This window comes from Solibacillus sp. FSL H8-0523 (assembly GCF_038051985.1).
Classification (GTDB): domain Bacteria; phylum Bacillota; class Bacilli; order Bacillales_A; family Planococcaceae; genus Solibacillus.
This window is the reverse complement of record NZ_CP150291.1, coordinates 1,739,810-1,755,321: the sequence shown is the minus strand read 5'-3', so window position 1 is coordinate 1,755,321 and position 15,512 is coordinate 1,739,810. Positions and strand designations below refer to the sequence as shown.

General features: G+C 38.2%; 16 protein-coding genes and 1 pseudogene. 7 read left to right on the top strand and 10 right to left on the bottom strand.

Features of this window, described 5'->3' with window-relative positions; genetic code table 11:
- Positions 1-80 precede the first annotated feature (80 nt).
- Positions 81-1,850: a peptidase G2 autoproteolytic cleavage domain-containing protein gene (locus NSQ62_RS08710; protein ID WP_341323541.1), complete on the bottom strand. Its 1,770-nt coding sequence runs from the start codon at positions 1,848-1,850 to the stop codon at positions 81-83.
- 617 nt (positions 1,851-2,467) lie between these two features.
- A complete protein-coding gene (locus tag NSQ62_RS08705) occupies positions 2,468-3,199 on the bottom strand; it encodes an alpha/beta fold hydrolase (RefSeq protein ID WP_341323540.1) in 732 nt (243 codons plus the stop codon).
- A gap of 117 nt (positions 3,200-3,316) precedes the next feature.
- Here NSQ62_RS08705 and NSQ62_RS08700 point away from each other — a divergent pair.
- Positions 3,317-3,609, top strand: a pseudogene (locus NSQ62_RS08700) (ATP-binding cassette domain-containing protein); the annotation flags it as partial.
- A 513-nt stretch (positions 3,610-4,122) separates the two neighbouring features.
- Here NSQ62_RS08700 and NSQ62_RS08695 read toward each other — a convergent pair.
- From NSQ62_RS08695 to NSQ62_RS08685, 3 genes are all read right to left on the bottom strand, one after another.
- Positions 4,123-4,635, bottom strand: a complete 513-nt coding sequence (locus NSQ62_RS08695; protein WP_341323539.1) for a hypothetical protein — start codon at positions 4,633-4,635, stop codon at positions 4,123-4,125.
- A gap of 203 nt (positions 4,636-4,838) precedes the next feature.
- Entirely contained in the window at positions 4,839-5,000 is a 162-nt protein-coding gene (locus NSQ62_RS08690) for a hypothetical protein (protein ID WP_341320986.1), read from the bottom strand.
- 148 nt (positions 5,001-5,148) lie between these two features.
- A protein-coding gene (locus tag NSQ62_RS08685; protein ID WP_341320985.1) for an IS3 family transposase occupies positions 5,149-6,506 on the bottom strand; the annotation gives its coding sequence in 2 pieces (ribosomal slippage) (positions 5,149-6,053 and positions 6,053-6,506; 1,359 coding nt in all).
- Positions 6,507-6,795: 289 nt separating this feature from the next.
- Between NSQ62_RS08685 and NSQ62_RS08680 the strand changes: the two genes are divergently transcribed.
- Positions 6,796-7,998 (top strand): ABC transporter permease, encoded by a 1,203-nt coding sequence (locus NSQ62_RS08680; RefSeq protein ID WP_341323538.1) that lies wholly within the window; start codon positions 6,796-6,798, stop codon positions 7,996-7,998.
- A 559-nt stretch (positions 7,999-8,557) separates the two neighbouring features.
- Here NSQ62_RS08680 and NSQ62_RS08675 read toward each other — a convergent pair.
- From NSQ62_RS08675 to NSQ62_RS08655, 5 genes are read right to left on the bottom strand one after another with little or no spacing between them, the layout of a single operon-like run.
- Positions 8,558-9,493 carry an ABC transporter permease subunit gene (locus tag NSQ62_RS08675; protein WP_341323537.1) on the bottom strand — a complete coding sequence of 312 codons (936 nt, stop codon included), beginning with the start codon at positions 9,491-9,493 and terminating at the stop codon, positions 8,558-8,560.
- Positions 9,480-10,382 carry an ABC transporter ATP-binding protein gene (locus NSQ62_RS08670; RefSeq protein ID WP_341323536.1) on the bottom strand — a complete coding sequence of 301 codons (903 nt, stop codon included), beginning with the start codon at positions 10,380-10,382 and terminating at the stop codon, positions 9,480-9,482. The genes NSQ62_RS08675 and NSQ62_RS08670 overlap by 14 nt, the downstream gene beginning before the upstream one ends.
- Positions 10,379-11,080: an ABC transporter ATP-binding protein gene (locus NSQ62_RS08665; protein ID WP_341323535.1), complete on the bottom strand. Its 702-nt coding sequence runs from the start codon at positions 11,078-11,080 to the stop codon at positions 10,379-10,381. The genes NSQ62_RS08670 and NSQ62_RS08665 overlap by 4 nt, the downstream gene beginning before the upstream one ends.
- A 1-nt stretch (position 11,081) precedes the next feature.
- The gene (locus NSQ62_RS08660) at positions 11,082-11,441 is read right to left on the bottom strand and encodes a GntR family transcriptional regulator (protein WP_341323534.1); all 360 of its coding nucleotides are present in this window, start codon (positions 11,439-11,441) and stop codon (positions 11,082-11,084) included.
- Positions 11,438-12,199, bottom strand: coding sequence for a hypothetical protein (locus NSQ62_RS08655; RefSeq protein ID WP_341323533.1), 762 nt, complete (start codon positions 12,197-12,199; stop codon positions 11,438-11,440). The genes NSQ62_RS08660 and NSQ62_RS08655 overlap by 4 nt, the downstream gene beginning before the upstream one ends.
- Positions 12,200-12,350: 151 nt before the next feature.
- Between NSQ62_RS08655 and NSQ62_RS08650 the strand changes: the two genes are divergently transcribed.
- The 5 genes from NSQ62_RS08650 to NSQ62_RS08630 all read left to right on the top strand — a co-directional run bounded on the left by NSQ62_RS08650 (position 12,351) and on the right by NSQ62_RS08630 (position 15,482).
- Entirely contained in the window at positions 12,351-12,662 is a 312-nt protein-coding gene (locus NSQ62_RS08650; protein WP_341323532.1) for a sigma-70 region 4 domain-containing protein, read from the top strand.
- Between the two features lie 146 nt (positions 12,663-12,808).
- Positions 12,809-13,228, top strand: a complete 420-nt coding sequence (locus NSQ62_RS08645) for a VOC family protein (protein ID WP_341323531.1) — start codon at positions 12,809-12,811, stop codon at positions 13,226-13,228.
- Positions 13,229-13,625: 397 nt separating this feature from the next.
- The gene (locus NSQ62_RS08640; RefSeq protein ID WP_341323907.1) at positions 13,626-13,841 is read left to right on the top strand and encodes a helix-turn-helix transcriptional regulator; all 216 of its coding nucleotides are present in this window, start codon (positions 13,626-13,628) and stop codon (positions 13,839-13,841) included.
- Positions 13,838-14,140 (top strand): hypothetical protein, encoded by a 303-nt coding sequence (locus tag NSQ62_RS08635; RefSeq protein ID WP_341323530.1) that lies wholly within the window; start codon positions 13,838-13,840, stop codon positions 14,138-14,140. The genes NSQ62_RS08640 and NSQ62_RS08635 overlap by 4 nt, the downstream gene beginning before the upstream one ends.
- 34 nt (positions 14,141-14,174) lie before the next feature.
- Positions 14,175-15,482, top strand: a complete 1,308-nt coding sequence (locus tag NSQ62_RS08630) for a serine hydrolase (protein WP_341323529.1) — start codon at positions 14,175-14,177, stop codon at positions 15,480-15,482.
- Positions 15,483-15,512 lie beyond the last annotated feature (30 nt).

Here is a 15,512-nt window from a genome sequence, read left to right as displayed (position 1 = left end):
TTTATTCTTTTGGGGTGGGTATTTTGGGATTTTGTTGCAACTATTTGATTTTTATTACAAACTGTTCATTCGTATGAATTTCATTTGATCATAATTAAAATTTGATTTGGTCCTGTTCGCTTCATTACTCGGTAGCCTTCTTTTGATAAAGTCGCAATTCCTTGGTTATTAGGTTTGCAGTACTGATTAACTAGGCATGATCCATCATCACGAACGAGTAATTTTCCTAATAAGCCTACAATGACCCATTCAGGACGCTCCATACGTGGTACATAAACTTGAGAAGGATCGTAAGTGGGATTTAAGACGGGTTCTTGTTTGATATATTGGGGTATTACCATTTGACCTCTTTCATCTTTACTCTCAGGAACGACAACATCTTGGTATTGAACTTTGCCCCACTCATCCTTGGCGAAAAGATTGTGCCAACGTAGATCGCTTGCATCCGCAACCATTGCCGGGGCAGCGGAAACTACACCGAGAATATAATCATCTTTGTGCGTTGCAATACGCAATTTGTCTCCTTCTAACGTTACGAAAAAACCGGGATCTATTGCATTTCCATCTACCGTCTCAAACATTTCGGCATAATCAGCAGCTGCAGGGGCAATCACAGCACCGTCCAAATAAAGATTTCCCGTGGCCCCATGAATCACAGCAGAATTTAAAGTTGGTCCAACATTCAGACCATTTGCCAAATGCCAAGAAAAAGGAAATCTCGTAACACCATTTTGCCCCATAATGTGTGATCCTATATGGGTGGCAGAATTATCCATACCCTCAACGTGAGAAGCAGTAGCCAAAGCCTCATTCCTAAGACCTTCTGCATGTGCCGAGTCCCCACTGGCTTTTGACATAAAACCCTGTGCATGTGAAGTGACTCCAGATGCCTCTGTTTGGTAGCCTCCTGCATGAGAGTAAGGTCCACTGGCTATTGTAAAAAAACCCTCTGCATGCGAAGTGACTCCAGATGCTAGTGTTCGCATACCCTCTGCATGTGAAGCGCCTCCAGATGCTATTGATTGCAAACCTTCTGCATGTGCTTGTGTTGCACTTGCTTGGGTTAATTCACCCTCTGCATGTGAAGCGTCTCCACTTGCTCGGGTTGATTTACCCTCTGCATGTGAAGCGACTCCAGATGCTAGTGTTTGGGACCCTTCTGCATGCGCTTGTCGTGCAGTTGTTAGTGTTCCTTGACCCTCTGCATGTGAGCCAATTCCTATTGCTTGTACAAGAAAACCCTCTGCATGAGAGAAGTTTCCTATTGCTTGTGTCCCTATACCCTCTGCATGTGAATTTACCCCAGATGCTATTGTTTGGAACCCTTCTGCATGCGCTTGTGGCGCAGTTGCTTGGGTCTCCTGTCCTTCCGCGTGAGAAGCGACTCCAGATGCTAGTGTGTTGATTCCTTCAGCATGCGAAGCTCTTCCACTCGTAGTTGTTCTAAATCCTTCCGCATGGGAAGCCCTTCCACTCGCAGTTGTGCTTTCTCCTTCTGCATGTGAAAATAAGCCGTTTGTTTGTGTTTTTCCTCCCTCCGCATGTGATGCATAGGCATTCGTCGTTGATTGGAAGCCTTCAGCATGCGAAGCTGTAAAATTTGCTTGAGTTTGATTACCTTCCGAGTGGGAAGCCCTTGCTCTTGCAATTGTACTTTCTCCTTTTGCATGTGAAAATAAGCCGTTTGCTTGTGTCTGCCCTCCTTCTGCATGAGCAGCAGCTCCATTAGCCTGTGTATCAAGTCCCTCCGCATGAGAAGCAAATCCACTTGCGACTGTACCACTGCCTTCTTCTACGGAGCATCCGTTAGCTGGATTCGTATTTATACAGCCATCACCACATTCTTTCATAAAACAATCCTCCTTTTTTGTTTGTCTCTTCTACCCATAATAAAAAGAATAATCTATTAGATAACTATCTATTTAGTTCAAGTTTGATTGACAGATGATATTCCTATCATGCAGTAGAAGGTTCTATTATGTTATGTTTCAATCACACATTGGTATGGTCAAATTCATTAACCAACAGGAATTTTCTATTTCCGTCTAATCGCTTTGAAAAATTACGCACATATTGCCTATCCAATCGATATGTGCAAGTATTAGGGACCAAACCGGGCTTACTATCATTTTTCTCTTTTGAATACACTTTCAATTACTATAGATTTACTTAAAATTATCTCATCTGCTTGTTTCTAAAATATAGTTATTGCTTAAAAATATTCTCTATATGAAACTGCATATAAGCTATTTGCTCATCCGTTAATTGGATTCTCATCGTTGCTTGCACATTCTATAGAAAACTGATTCCCTTTAAAAGACGACTCTCTTGTTTGAATTTTCCAAAAGGTACATTTAAGCATTCCTCATCATCTACATAATTATCTATGACCAAAAAAAACGCCCCAAACCCAAAAACTCTTGGATTCAAAGCGCTTCACATTAATTCTACCTCTTCAATTCAAACTCTATTCCAAATTCCCCAAAAACACTAAAACATCCTCAGCCAAAACATCGCGCTCTTTCCCAAGCGTGATTAAATGCCCGCTGTTTTCATAGCACTTCTTCATAATCACGTCACTTTGGGCGGCCTCTGCGATTAAATCCATACTTTCATGAAACACGGCTTCATCGAGCATGCCTTTTGCTAAAAATAGTGGTTGCTTCAGTTCACTCATTTCGCGCTGTGAGCCGACGATGAATTGCTGTAAGGCAATCATTTTGTCGGATGGGCGTGGGAAATGCTCGTTTAAAAATTTTTCGAGCTCTTCTTTTGTTGCGCCGTTATTTGTTAAATAGCGCTGCGAGAAAAATTCCACACGCTTTTCTAAGCCATCAATCGGACGCTCCAGCACAGGTGATGACACAATCGCTAACCCATTGCACGCCATGTAGCGATTCGCTAGGCGCATGCCAAGTACGCCACCAAGTGATTGTCCTACTACTGCAATTTTCTCAAAACCGTTATTCACTAACTGCTCAAATGCCTGATAAGCACCCTGCCATACATGGTCCATGGATGAAGCGAATAAGCGCTCCGGTGCGGCTCCGTGCCCCGCTAAATTCGGCGCATATACTGTATAACCAGCTTCATATAAGCGCTGCGCGATATATTTCATTTCCTTTGCGTTACTCGTAAAACTATGTAGCAATAACACGGCTTGCTTGCCATTTTGTAAATAAATATCTTCTACCTGCATATATGTACTCCTTCTATCTCATGTAGCACTCGTTGAATGTCCCCCATATTTTAACATGGAACCTATCACTCGTAATAGCGTTGTGGAACATTTTGTGTATTTGATTATTATTTTGGATTTGCGATTAGCTTACTAAATGACCTTGGTTTAGTCGACAAGTTGAAAAAATTCCCGTACGAATTATCCGGTCGTGAACGTCAACGTGTGGCCATCGCGCGTGCGTTTGTTAATAACTCAAACATCATTTTAGCGGACGAGCCGACAGCAAGTCTTGACTCAAACCGCGCATTTGAAGTCGTAAAACAAATTCGCTATGAAGTAAAATCACGCAATATAGCAGCCATCATGGTAACGCATGAATTCTCGATAAAGTGTATCGTATGGAAGACGGGATTTTAACAGCGCAGTAAAACAAAAGGCTAGACGTAGAAAAAAGGGGCTGCGCGAAAAGTTATGGTTCTCTTTTGAATCACAAATTGTAAATTAATACTTGAAACAGCTTATTGAATCAACTTGATTTTATAGGCTTTTTTTTGTTGTGCGTAAAATTGACACTAAATTCATCCTATACAAATAGTCATTCTCATACGTTTTATAAGCTTCCTAAAAGAATAACTATTTAGAGGGAAATTGGATAGGAGAATTTACTTGCTAAATAAAGTTTACATTAAAAAAACACACGATTAGAGGTTGGAGAATATGCACGATTTCATACAACCGATCAGCGTTGAAACACCTCACAAAAAGGCTCAAATCGTTTCTGGCACTGGCTTTTCGTGAAAATGTATAAACCAACGTATAAACAATGTACCAAGAGAAAAGGCACAAATGCTGTTAAATTAACGTTAGTGCCAGTCTGGTTTATTCCCAAACTTTTATTTGGGAACGTTATTTTGTATGAATCTGTATTAATAATTTTCCCTTTATTCTTCTACTGGATAGGTATGCCTTATCATCGTTTCGCATTTATAATCCGAGCATTCAAAATAATAAGGGGTTTCAGAATCCGAACTTATGATTTTTACTTTAGAGCTATAAGGAAAACCTTCTGCTTTATCATATTCTTTAACCTCAATCCATAGAATATTTTCACTTTTTATATTAAGTGTTTGAAATGCACTCGATGCACCCGTTAATAAAATCTGTTTTTGCTTAAAATCGTCCTTTTCATGATTATAAATATAGCTAGCCACACCTATTGAACAAATGAAGAGAATCGCAAGCGCTAAACTAGATATAAAATTCATTAATTTTTTATTGTCCGATTGTACACCTATTACAAATAAACTAATCATAGTGGAAGTACAAATATAAATGACAGTGAATATAATAGTGGGCATTTCAATTATAGATATTTGATAGATAAACAATATAAATAAATACACAACCAATAATACAATCCATATGGGCATTAAAGTTTTTTTAGATGTTTTCATATTGACCCCCTTGTAAAATGATTTTGTTTCAAAAGCACTTTACATCAATAATAACCTAAAAATTCCCAACGATATAGTTAGTCTAATTAAATTTGCAGCTAAAACAATTAAATAATCTTAGCTGCTGAATCGAACGCTCCCTAAGTGTCATTGAAGTGACCCCTAAAAGTTAGACACGGTTATTTTAGACAGTTATAGGAAGATTATCGCTTATCCTTTACTAATAATCCAATCACTACAAGAATAAATCCTAAAGCTAAAAGGAAAATTTCAGAACCACCTGTTCTAAAAGCAATTTCGTGTGGTATGTATATCGCTATAAGCATCAATGCGATACCTAATAACATTATTTTAATTGAGCGCAATTCTATCACTCCTACTTTTTATCCTTATTTTAACATATTTGTTTTTTTGTTTTTGCATACAATGAAAACTATGCATTCCATAATATAGACCCTAATACTGGTCATTGATGAAAGTAGAAGTAATTTCGAAAAGATAGTTACGTTTCGTTTAGGCAGCTAGTTGGGCATGTAATCGATATTGTATCGGGCTCATGCCTTTTAACTTAGCCTTAATCCGTTTCGTGTTGTAATAATGAATATATTTTTCGAGCTCTTCTTTAAAGTGCTCAATACTTTCAAATTCTTTTAAGTAAAGGAATTCAGATTTCATGATGCCAAAGAAATTCTCCATCACCGAGTTATCGTAACAGTTACCCTTTCGTGACATACTTTGCACAATGCCTCTCGATTGGAGCGCATGGCGATATTGCTTCATTTGATAATGCCAGCCTTGATCGGAATGCATGAGGAGTTTATGGTCTTCTGGTAAGCGTTCTAAGGCCTTTTCTAACATGTCTGAAACAAGAGAGAAAGTCGGTCTAGAGCCGATTGTGTAGGTGATGATTTCCCCGTTAAACATGTCTAAAACAGGCGATAAATACAGCTTTTCGCCAAATAATTTAAACTCTGAAATATCCGTTGTCCATTTCTCATTTGGTGCTTCCGCCTTGAAATTACGATTCAAAATATTATCCGCAATTTCACCAACTCCGCCTTTATATGATTTATATTTTTTCATGCGCACTAAACACTTTAAACCAAGCGCTTTCATGAGGCGCTGCACCTTTTTATGGTTCACTTTTTGCCCACGATTCGCCAGCTCATCACGAATACGACGGTAGCCATAACGACCCTCGTGTTCATCGTAAATTGCTTGAATGTCCGCTTTTAAATCAGCGTCTCGGTCTGGTCGATCCATCTTCTTCACGATATCGTAGTACGTGCTGCGTTTGATTTTGGCGAATGCGACAAGCGCCTTCACCGAGTATTTATGCCTTAATTCATAGATGACTTTTACTTTGTCTTCTTTGGTGATGCTTCCTTGGCTTGAACTAAGGCATTCAACTTTTTTAAATACTCATTTTCCATACGTAAACGATTAATTTCAGCCTGTAGTGCTTCAGGTGAACCTTCTACTAGTGCGTTTTTAGGTTGTTTAGTCGATTCTTTTTTCATAGATTGACGCCCCTTTTTCTTTGGCTGAAGGGCATCTTCTCCTAGTGTTTCGAATTGTTTTTGCCAATTCCGTATCGACGTACTAGCCGCAATATTGAAAATCGCTGCCGTTTCGTTTAAGGACGTACCGTGTTCAGTCATATAGTTAAGTACGTCTAGTTTAAATGCTTTTGTGTAATTTGTATATCGTCTGACGAACACTTCTACGCCATTTTTTTGATATTGGTTCGCCAACGTGAGTAAATAACGATGTGAAATACCAAAATCCGCAGCGACTGTTCTGGAGCTTTCCTTACTATTTAGATAGCGTTCAACCGCCGCTAATTTTTGTCCGGCACTCATTTTAGCCATGAAAAAACACCTCATTCGTTAGTATTGTGTCTAACAAATGGGGTGCAGTTCATATTGCTTTGCGGGATTTTCTTTTTCGACGATCCATTACTCTCACCTCATTTATCCTTCATTGTAGCGTTCATAGTTTTGTTATTCAACAAAATATTCATTAAAAAACGAAGGGTTTATCAACAGATTCATTCTATCTGTTTATTAATCAATAAATCGTTCGATTTTGATGATGGTAGGAAAAATTCGGAAGAATTATACTACTGTATGAATCAAAATCGAACGAGGAGGTTGTTGAATGGAGAAATTAGCAAATTCAAATCGAATTTTTTTAATACCGATTATTGCGGTGCTTATTTTAGGACTTATTTTTATGTCATCGAATATTCCAACGGTAAAAATGAATCCAAAGGACTTACCAATTGGCTTAGTTGTATCAGATGAAGGAGAAATGGGGGCAACGCTGTCACAAGCATTACTTGCCAATGCGCCAGAAGCTGTGAAGTTTACCGAGTATGAATCGGTGGATGCATTAAAGACAGCGATGGATGAAAGAGAAGCGTACGGGGCTTTAGTCATTCCAACAGACTTTTCAAGTAAGCTTGCAACATTGCAAACACCTACACCAGAAAAAGCAACGATGCAAATTTATATTAATGAAGGTGCCAATGCGACAGTGGCAACGATTGTCCAAACAGCTCTGACAACTATGGTATCGATGATGAATACAAATGTCAGCACACAAATGTTAACAGCTGTCGGAGAGAAAACAGAGGAAATGAAAGAAAACCTTGCTCCAATCCTTGCAGCACAAGGTGAAAATAGTCCGTTAGCACAAGTTGGAGCGATGATTTCACCGATTGCACCAGATAAAGTACACGGCTTTGCGAATCCAATTCAATCGGAAATTGTAAAAGTACATGAAGTGAATGGGTTAGCAAGTGTTCCAGCGGGCTTATTGACTGCTGTATGGTTTTCGAGCTTAATAGGCGCTGTCATGTTGTTCTTAGCAGGTAATAAACGTATATTTGCAACGAAAGCCAACAAACTGAAATTCAATACATTGCAATCGATTTTACCGTTTGTGTACGCGATCGTCGGTGGCTATGTCATTACGTGGTATTCTACATGGATTTTAGGATTTGAGTATGCATCGTTTCATAAAGTGGCATTATTCGTATCACTTGCCATTGCAACGTTTATCTTTATGATTTTTGCAACGCTACGTTGGCTGAAACTGCCAAGTATTATCCTTTATGTGTTAATGATGTTCTTCAGTATGGCTGCCGTACAGTTAGCACCAGAGATGGTACCAGATTTTTACCGTGATTATATCATTTCATGGCTACCACTTCGCTTCTTTGTAGAAGGGCTAAAAGATGTTTTATTCTTTACGGGTAATGTATTCAATGAATACGGTATCGTTCTTGTCTGGATTTTAGTGGTGGCACTTGTACTCGTATGGATTAAAAATCTGGTGGAGAAACAAAAAGCTGCATAAATTGTGCTACAAGTAATTTTCTTATTCATGTAATAAACCTTTCTCTTATTCTGAGAAAGGTTTATTTTTATATATTTTAGAGCATTGTATGCTTAGCACTTCGCTGATTTTGTCTTGCTGTAAATCAGCCGAAATAACTTTCGCCTAGACACTGTTGTAACGCAAAACTTTATAATTTCTTATCTCTTAAAATGTCCCCAAGCCGACGTTTGGGAACGTTCACCTTTATATTGTACTAATTAGTCGACAAAACGATAATCTTTCTATCTAATTACTATGCGATATAGTAGGTAAAATATCCTCTGAAAACAAATATATTTCACTGGGTATTTCAATAGTTATTTTAAATTTTGTACCTCTAAAGAGAACCCGTAACGCGAAAAGTATTCACTTTTCGCGCAGTGCTTCGTTCATGTGTTAATTAACCGCTTTAGGGCGGTGCATCTATGCTAAGTTCGTCACATCCTGTGACAACGCATTCATGACCAGCATCGTGCTGGCCTCCATCCTCGACGCAAAACGGGATTGTCCAGAAAGCATTCTAGACAATCCCGCTTTTTTATGCCGTAATATCGCGACGGATGAAGTAAATGAACGTCACCGCTAAGAAAATGATTGCGTAAACAATATTGACAATCACTGCAAAACTAAATGTAATGTCAGAAATAATTGGTGTTCCTTCGCCGACAAATTGTGCTAAGTCATTCGATAACCAAATATATTTCGCAAACTCATAATTTGATAAGTACATCGTAATCATCGAGCCGAAGAACATAATCCCCAGCGCAAGCGATACGGCTAATGTACTTGAGCTAAATAGCGTACCAAGCATAAACGCAAATATTACAACCATAAACGTTGACGCCGCGTTTAATGCAAGCTGCTCAGCAAAATTAAATTCCATTGCTTTTTCAACAATTTGACCGTTTTCCATAATAATTTGAATTGGTGCACTCGAATTATACATGATAAAGCTCGTAATCGCACCAACTGCAAGCCCTGCAATCAATAAAGCAACTCCGTAAAGAAGTGTTGCCACAAGCTTTGATAATAAAATTTTCCATCGCGCGGCTGGACGTGTTAATAGCATTTTAATCGTTCCTGTTCCGAACTCATTCGAGACGATGGACGCGCCGATCACCATTGTGAAAATACCAACAATGACAATACTAAACGATAATGTAAAATCAATCCCCTCCATCGCTGTCATCGTACCTTCTGATGGTAAATCATTGTCAATACGATACTGTGCTAACGCAATTGATTGCTCGAGTTCCGCTTTATACGCCTCATCTGTTTCATTTGCTAACTGTTCTTCATAAAACGTGATCGTTTCTTCATTAGCAGCGCGGCGTTCCTCTTGTGTACCGCTTGCATCTGTAAAATATTTATTTAAGCCAAGCATCCCAATTAAGCCGACAATTAACAGCCCAAGCATAATCCAAGAGCTACGCTGATTCCAAATTTTTATCCATTCATTTTTAACGAATCGCATCGATCGCACCTCCACCAGTCATTTCTAAAAATTGCTCTTCTAAGCCTTTTGTTACAGGCTGAATTGTATATAAATCAATACTCGCTGCCGTCATTTCACGCACAAGCGTTGGCACAGAGTCTCGTGTAATCGTGACAATATAGCCTCCCTTGTCACGACGACCGCGCTCCCCAATTAGCGTTTCAAACGCTTCTGGCTGGCCGACCTCCACATAAAACTCTTCTACCGTTTGCGCTGTCAACTCGCGCATATCAATAATTTCACCATTTTGAATAACCGCAACTCGGTCAACCATTAGTTCGATTTCTGATAATAAGTGACTTGAAACGACGATTGCCACATTGTCTTCTTCGGCGATTTTACGTAAATACATACGGAACTCACGAATACCAGCTGGGTCTAAGCCGTTCGTCGGTTCATCTAAAATTAAAAACTTCGGATTATGTAGCATTGCCTGTGCTAAACCGAGTCGTTGACGCATCCCAAGTGAATACGTGCGCACCTTTTCATGAATACGATTTTGTAAGCCGACTTGGGCAACAACTTCGTCAATGCGTGATTTCGGTACGTTATGCATGCGTGCAAAATGCTGTAAGTTTTTATAGCCCGTCATGTATTTGTACATTTCCGGATTTTCGACAATTACCCCGACATGGACAATTGCCTTTTCAAAATCCTTTTGTAGCGAGATGCCGTTAATGATCACTTCGCCGCTTGTTGGGTGCATCAGCCCTGTCATCATACGAATCGTTGTCGTCTTACCCGCACCATTTGGCCCTAAAAAGCCAGTAATTTGTCCTGGGTAAAAATCGAGCGAGACATCTTTAATTAACTGCTTGCCTTTAATCGTCTTATTTAACTTTTTGATTTGAACGATTGGATTTGTCACTTGCTTCTCCCACTTTCATATAAACTTTTCATCCACGATACGGCGTCTACACCGCGTTCATCGCGCACTTCCTCTAAATGATCCATTGCACATAAATGGCCATCTTTTAAAATCATCACCTGATCTAAAATCGGCTCGACCTCGTTGACCTCATGTGTCGACAGCACCACCGCGCAATTTGTCGTATCGATAAACTTAATCATTGCCTTCATTAACAATTCTCGTGCAATTGGATCTAACCCTGCAAATGGCTCATCAAACAAATACAGCTTCGCGTCACGTGCTAAAAACGTCGCCATTTTAATACGCCCGCGATTCCCTTTCGACAATTTTCCAAGCTGCACTGTCGTCGGCACTTGTAAAAATGCTGCGATTTCATGTGCTTTGTCGATCGAAAAGTCTGTAAACTGTGAATCATAAAATTCAAATACTTCATCGCCCGTTAGCTTTTCATGAAATAAATCAACATCCGGCTGATAAGCAATTACTGAAGCACTGCGGCGTGTTACACGTTCCCCTTGAAATGAGACCGTACCAGAAGTTGGCTGCAGGATGCCTGCTAATAATTTTAAGAGCGTGGATTTCCCGCTACCATTTTCGCCAATTAAACCAATCATTTGCCCTTGCTCGATTGAAAATGTTAAGCCGTCTAAAATTGTTTTTTTACCATAACGAAATGAAAGTCGCTGTACGTCCATCTTATCCCTCCTGCCTTTTTAACACATCGATAATTTCCTCTACGTTAAAGCCGAGCGACTGAATTGATGCGACAAACTGTTGTGCTACCTGTGTTTTCATTTGCTCACGCATCATGTAAATCGCCTGCATATCAGTTGTTATAAATGTTCCTTGTCCACGTTTTGTTTCCGTCAACGCCATCACTTCCAACTCCTTATACACGCGCTGGACTGTGTTGACATTGACACCTGAATCTAGCGCAAATTCTCGAACGGATGGGAGCTTATCCCCCGACTGTAATTTCCCTTTAATAATGTCACCACAAATCAACTCCACGAGCTGCAAGTAAATCGGACGGTCTTTTGCGAAATCGATCGTCATCGCATCAACACCCTCTCTAACCATTTACTTGTGCCCATAAAGATGGCAATCAGTACCGCCCACATAAACAGTTCCTCTACAATGTACAAGCTTGAAAAGACAACTGTAACATCCACGTCATTGCCAAAGTTCGGCATATAGTTTTCGAGCCAGCTAAAATCCACTTTCCCCACTTGTAATGGCGTCTCTGTTGGAAGCCATTCTAAAATTTTGAAGTATACGAGCAAGGCACCCAACATAAGAATGATGCTAAATTTACCGATATATCGTTTGCCCTGTAAATTCAGCACGATGAAAAAGTAAACAAATACAATAAGGAACACATAAAAAAAGATGGTAAGAACCGTAGAAAATAACGCAAATACGATAAACTCTAAAATGGTTCCTTCGACTAAATCACCGATGAAGAAAAAGCCACTAAATACGCATGCTTCCACAATGATTAAACCGATTAATTGATAAACCAGTTTCACGCCAACTAACATGTACATCGTGCTCGCACTATGGAGCCAAATATCCTTCACCTTGATATCACGTTTTAAACTGCTCCTAAATAAAACAATACCTGCAAGATAATTTAGAATCGCTAACGGAATCAAGCTCGTAAAGCGAACATGCTCTACAACTAAGTGCGGATAATAATAAACAATCCCTAATGGCGCAATATAGAGCGCAATCAATGACAAGGCTGCTAACACCAGATACGTCACGCCAAGATGCCGATGCTCCATTTTTAATAAACCAATAAACTGCTTCACATTGAACCTCCTGTTATAGTGTACTAGTTAGATATTACACCGAGATTGTATTTGTTGCAACCTATTTTTTGGGAAAATTTAAAATTTTTATTTATAAATGTCACATTCCATCATTTGTAATTGTCTTATATAGTAAAGGGGGGTAACTATAATGCACCAAAAAATCTTGGCATTAAGTCAAACAAATGCGAACGTAGAAAATATGGAAGTCTTTATTTCAAGCCATTACGACAAAATTTATAAATATTGCTATAGCATGCTAAGAAATGTAGAAGATGCGCAAGATGAACAGCTTCAACACATTTTAAATCAATTAAAACCCGACGAAAGCGCATTAATCGTGTTTCGTATTATTGAACATTACAGCTTTGACGAAATAGCTGCTATTATAGACAAGCCCGCGCCAACGATTCGCAAGCGCTATGAACGTTTAAAAGAAAAGATTAACCAGGTATCTTGTTAGCTAATTAGGGGTCCCTTCAACACCGCTTTGGGTGCATTTTTTCAGGTAACAAGCAGAATACTCTAATTAAATACTAGAGTTAAGAAGGAGAAAAATATACAAAGAGAGAAAACTTAAACTACTAAGTGTTGGAAAGGATTAATAGTATGAGTGATAAATTATTAAGAGTAGGAACTACGTATATACCAGTGACTAATGTAGAACTATCTTCAGAATGGTATGTAAATAAATTAAGTGCAGAGCTTAGCTACAAAGACGAAGATAAAGCGATTCTTAATTTTGCAAACCAAAGTTTTTTTCTTGTTAAATCTAAAGAAAATCAAAGTTCGAACTTTTATGATTGTTATGGTGAAGAACGTTTTTCTATAACATTTGAAGTAAATGGACTAAATGCATTAGAGGCAATTCATAGAGAGTTCAAAGATAAAGATATACGTGTCGGAGAGATTGAAAACAGAGGACATGCTGGAAGGAATTTTATTTTCTTTGATTTAGACGATAATAAATTTGATGTTTGGAGCGAATTAAGTCCAAATTTCAGAAATATACAAGCCAAACACAAATAACGTTCGCAAATGTAAGTTTGGGAATCACGGAAAAGGCACAAACGCTGTTATATCAACGTTTGTACCTTTTTCACTAGAACATTGTTTAATGGGTAAAATTTTTACTTCCTATAACTTCGCCACATTCTACACAAGTATACTTCGCACGACTTTTCTCTCGTGCTTTTTCAAGTGCTGCAAGCTTTTTCTCACTCTACTTTTTTATTGGTTCACAATCCCCCTACCCCCTACATCATAAAGCTTAGACCATATGCTAGTAGCAATTCTTGGCAACTGGCTTGCCTCATATGTAAAAAATTGTTTACTTTAGGTAAAAAATAGTTTACTTTAAGTCAAAAATAGTTTACATTTTATAGTAATCAGGAGGTGACAATAAATGCCAAAATCAAATGAGAGAGTGATTCATAATCGAATCGTTGTGTTCCGAGCTGAAAATGGTATCTCTCAAAAAGATTTAGCCGACCAACTCGGGGTGAGTCGGCAAACGATTATTTCACTTGAAAAAAATCGCTATAATCCATCATTAAAATTAGCCTTTGAAATTGCTTACCTATTTGGTGTAGAACTACAAGAAGTCTTTCAGTATGGAGAAAAAAAGGAGGAGTTACAATGAGTATTTTACTTACAGTTTTTAGAATTTCCTATGTACTTATATTCTTTCTAGCCATTTTTATCGTTTTAAAATTTGAGTTAGGAGAAGAGAACAAGGATGAACGCGGAAAAAGCATTTCAAACAAATCTTATGGATTCGTCTTTCCTTTACTACCACTTGGCTGGTTTGCTATTGAATTATATGACCAGTTTATTCAACCCCTACAATATGATACGTACAAGCTCGTTATTTGGTTTTTAATGACCAGTTTAATGATTTTACACGCAACAAATATTTCGATATTAAAACGAAAGTATTAACCTACGATTTCTTAAATAGAGAGGAAGTTTAACGATGCACACTTTGGCTTGGATTAGTCTGTTATGCCTTATATTCTTCACAATTTTACTGTTACTGTTGAAAAAAGATAGAACACGCGAAGATATTCGAAAAGCAATTGTAACGGTTTCCTGTATTATCTGTATTATTATTGCGGTGTCTATATTTCATGTAAATTATGTTTTCGCTTTATTTGTTGGATTTCTTGCAACGATTTTACTAGATCCGAAAACTTATACGAAAAAGCGCTTAGCTATATACGGCTCTCTCGTCCTGATCGTTAGTATAGCAGCGTATGCGCTATATCGGGACAATCCTGACTATGTGATCAAACATTTAAAAGAAAATCCGCAAAGCTCCTCTCTCTATCTCTCAGAAAACGGAGAACCGATTATTACCTATCAATCAGATGTTATACGTCCATTAGCGAGTACCGTCAAAATTATTATTGCACTAGAATATGCGATGCAAGTTGAGGAAAATATCGTGAAAAAAGATCAAACTGTCTCTTTAGATGAATTAAAGCGATTTTATTTAAAAAATTCAGATGGTGGTGGCCATGAAGCTTGGTTAAATACGATGGAAAGTGACGGGAAAATACAAAATAATGAGGTTTCGTTGCATGACGTCGCAAAAGGGATGATTACTTACAGTTCAAATGCGAATACAGATTATTTAATTCATCTACTCGGGATGGAATCCATTAATAGCCGTATAGATCAGTTAGATTTACAACAGCATGAAGATGTTTATCCAATTGTAAGTGCCCTCTTCATTTCAGAGCATATTCCACAAACAGGGATGGATGAAAAAGAATTAGTCAATGAACTAAACGAAATGCCAATCGCTGACTATCGTTCAATTGCTATTAATTTAAGCGAACAAATGCGCACTGGCGAACTTAATTTACATGACACAACACTTGATTTGTCACCTGCCCTGCAAAGAGTTTGGTCAGATCGCTTAATCGGTGCATCTGCGAATGATTATGGTAAATTACTAGCTATTATAGCAAATGATAAATTACCAAATGTTGCTGCAAACACTTTACGTGACATAATGGAGTGGCCCATGCAATTAAATGAAGACAACCATAAGCGTTTTACTCATATCGGTTCAAAGGGTGGCTCTACATTGTTCGTCTTGAATAACGCAATGTATGCCGAAAATCTTAACGGTGATCAGTATGAAATTGTCTATTTAACAGATGAGCTAAATTTCATTAAACGTTTATTATTAACTAACAATCGTAAATCATTTGAGTCCAAATTATTAAATCAAAAAGATTATCGTTTAAAGGTACAAAAAGAGCTCTCTGAATAAATTTTCATAAACGGATGCGTCACTTTTTAT

What these genes read in the sequence shown, in the direction of transcription:
- NSQ62_RS08705 (WP_341323540.1), bottom strand. Translation starts at nt 3,199, where the DNA reads ATGCAGGTAGAAGATATTTATTTACAAAATGGCAAGCAAGCCGTGTTA.
- NSQ62_RS08675 (WP_341323537.1), bottom strand. Translation starts at nt 9,493, where the DNA reads ATGCGATTCGTTAAAAATGAATGGATAAAAATTTGGAATCAGCGTAGC.
- NSQ62_RS08635 (WP_341323530.1), top strand. Translation starts at nt 13,838, where the DNA reads ATGAGTATTTTACTTACAGTTTTTAGAATTTCCTATGTACTTATATTC.
- NSQ62_RS08630 (WP_341323529.1), top strand. Translation starts at nt 14,175, where the DNA reads ATGCACACTTTGGCTTGGATTAGTCTGTTATGCCTTATATTCTTCACA.
- NSQ62_RS08710 (WP_341323541.1), bottom strand. Translation starts at nt 1,850, where the DNA reads ATGAAAGAATGTGGTGATGGCTGTATAAATACGAATCCAGCTAACGGA.
- NSQ62_RS08650 (WP_341323532.1), top strand. Translation starts at nt 12,351, where the DNA reads ATGCACCAAAAAATCTTGGCATTAAGTCAAACAAATGCGAACGTAGAA.
- NSQ62_RS08660 (WP_341323534.1), bottom strand. Translation starts at nt 11,441, where the DNA reads ATGACGATCGATTTCGCAAAAGACCGTCCGATTTACTTGCAGCTCGTG.
- NSQ62_RS08665 (WP_341323535.1), bottom strand. Translation starts at nt 11,080, where the DNA reads ATGGACGTACAGCGACTTTCATTTCGTTATGGTAAAAAAACAATTTTA.
- NSQ62_RS08680 (WP_341323538.1), top strand. Translation starts at nt 6,796, where the DNA reads ATGGAGAAATTAGCAAATTCAAATCGAATTTTTTTAATACCGATTATT.
- NSQ62_RS08645 (WP_341323531.1), top strand. Translation starts at nt 12,809, where the DNA reads ATGAGTGATAAATTATTAAGAGTAGGAACTACGTATATACCAGTGACT.
- NSQ62_RS08695 (WP_341323539.1), bottom strand. Translation starts at nt 4,635, where the DNA reads ATGAAAACATCTAAAAAAACTTTAATGCCCATATGGATTGTATTATTG.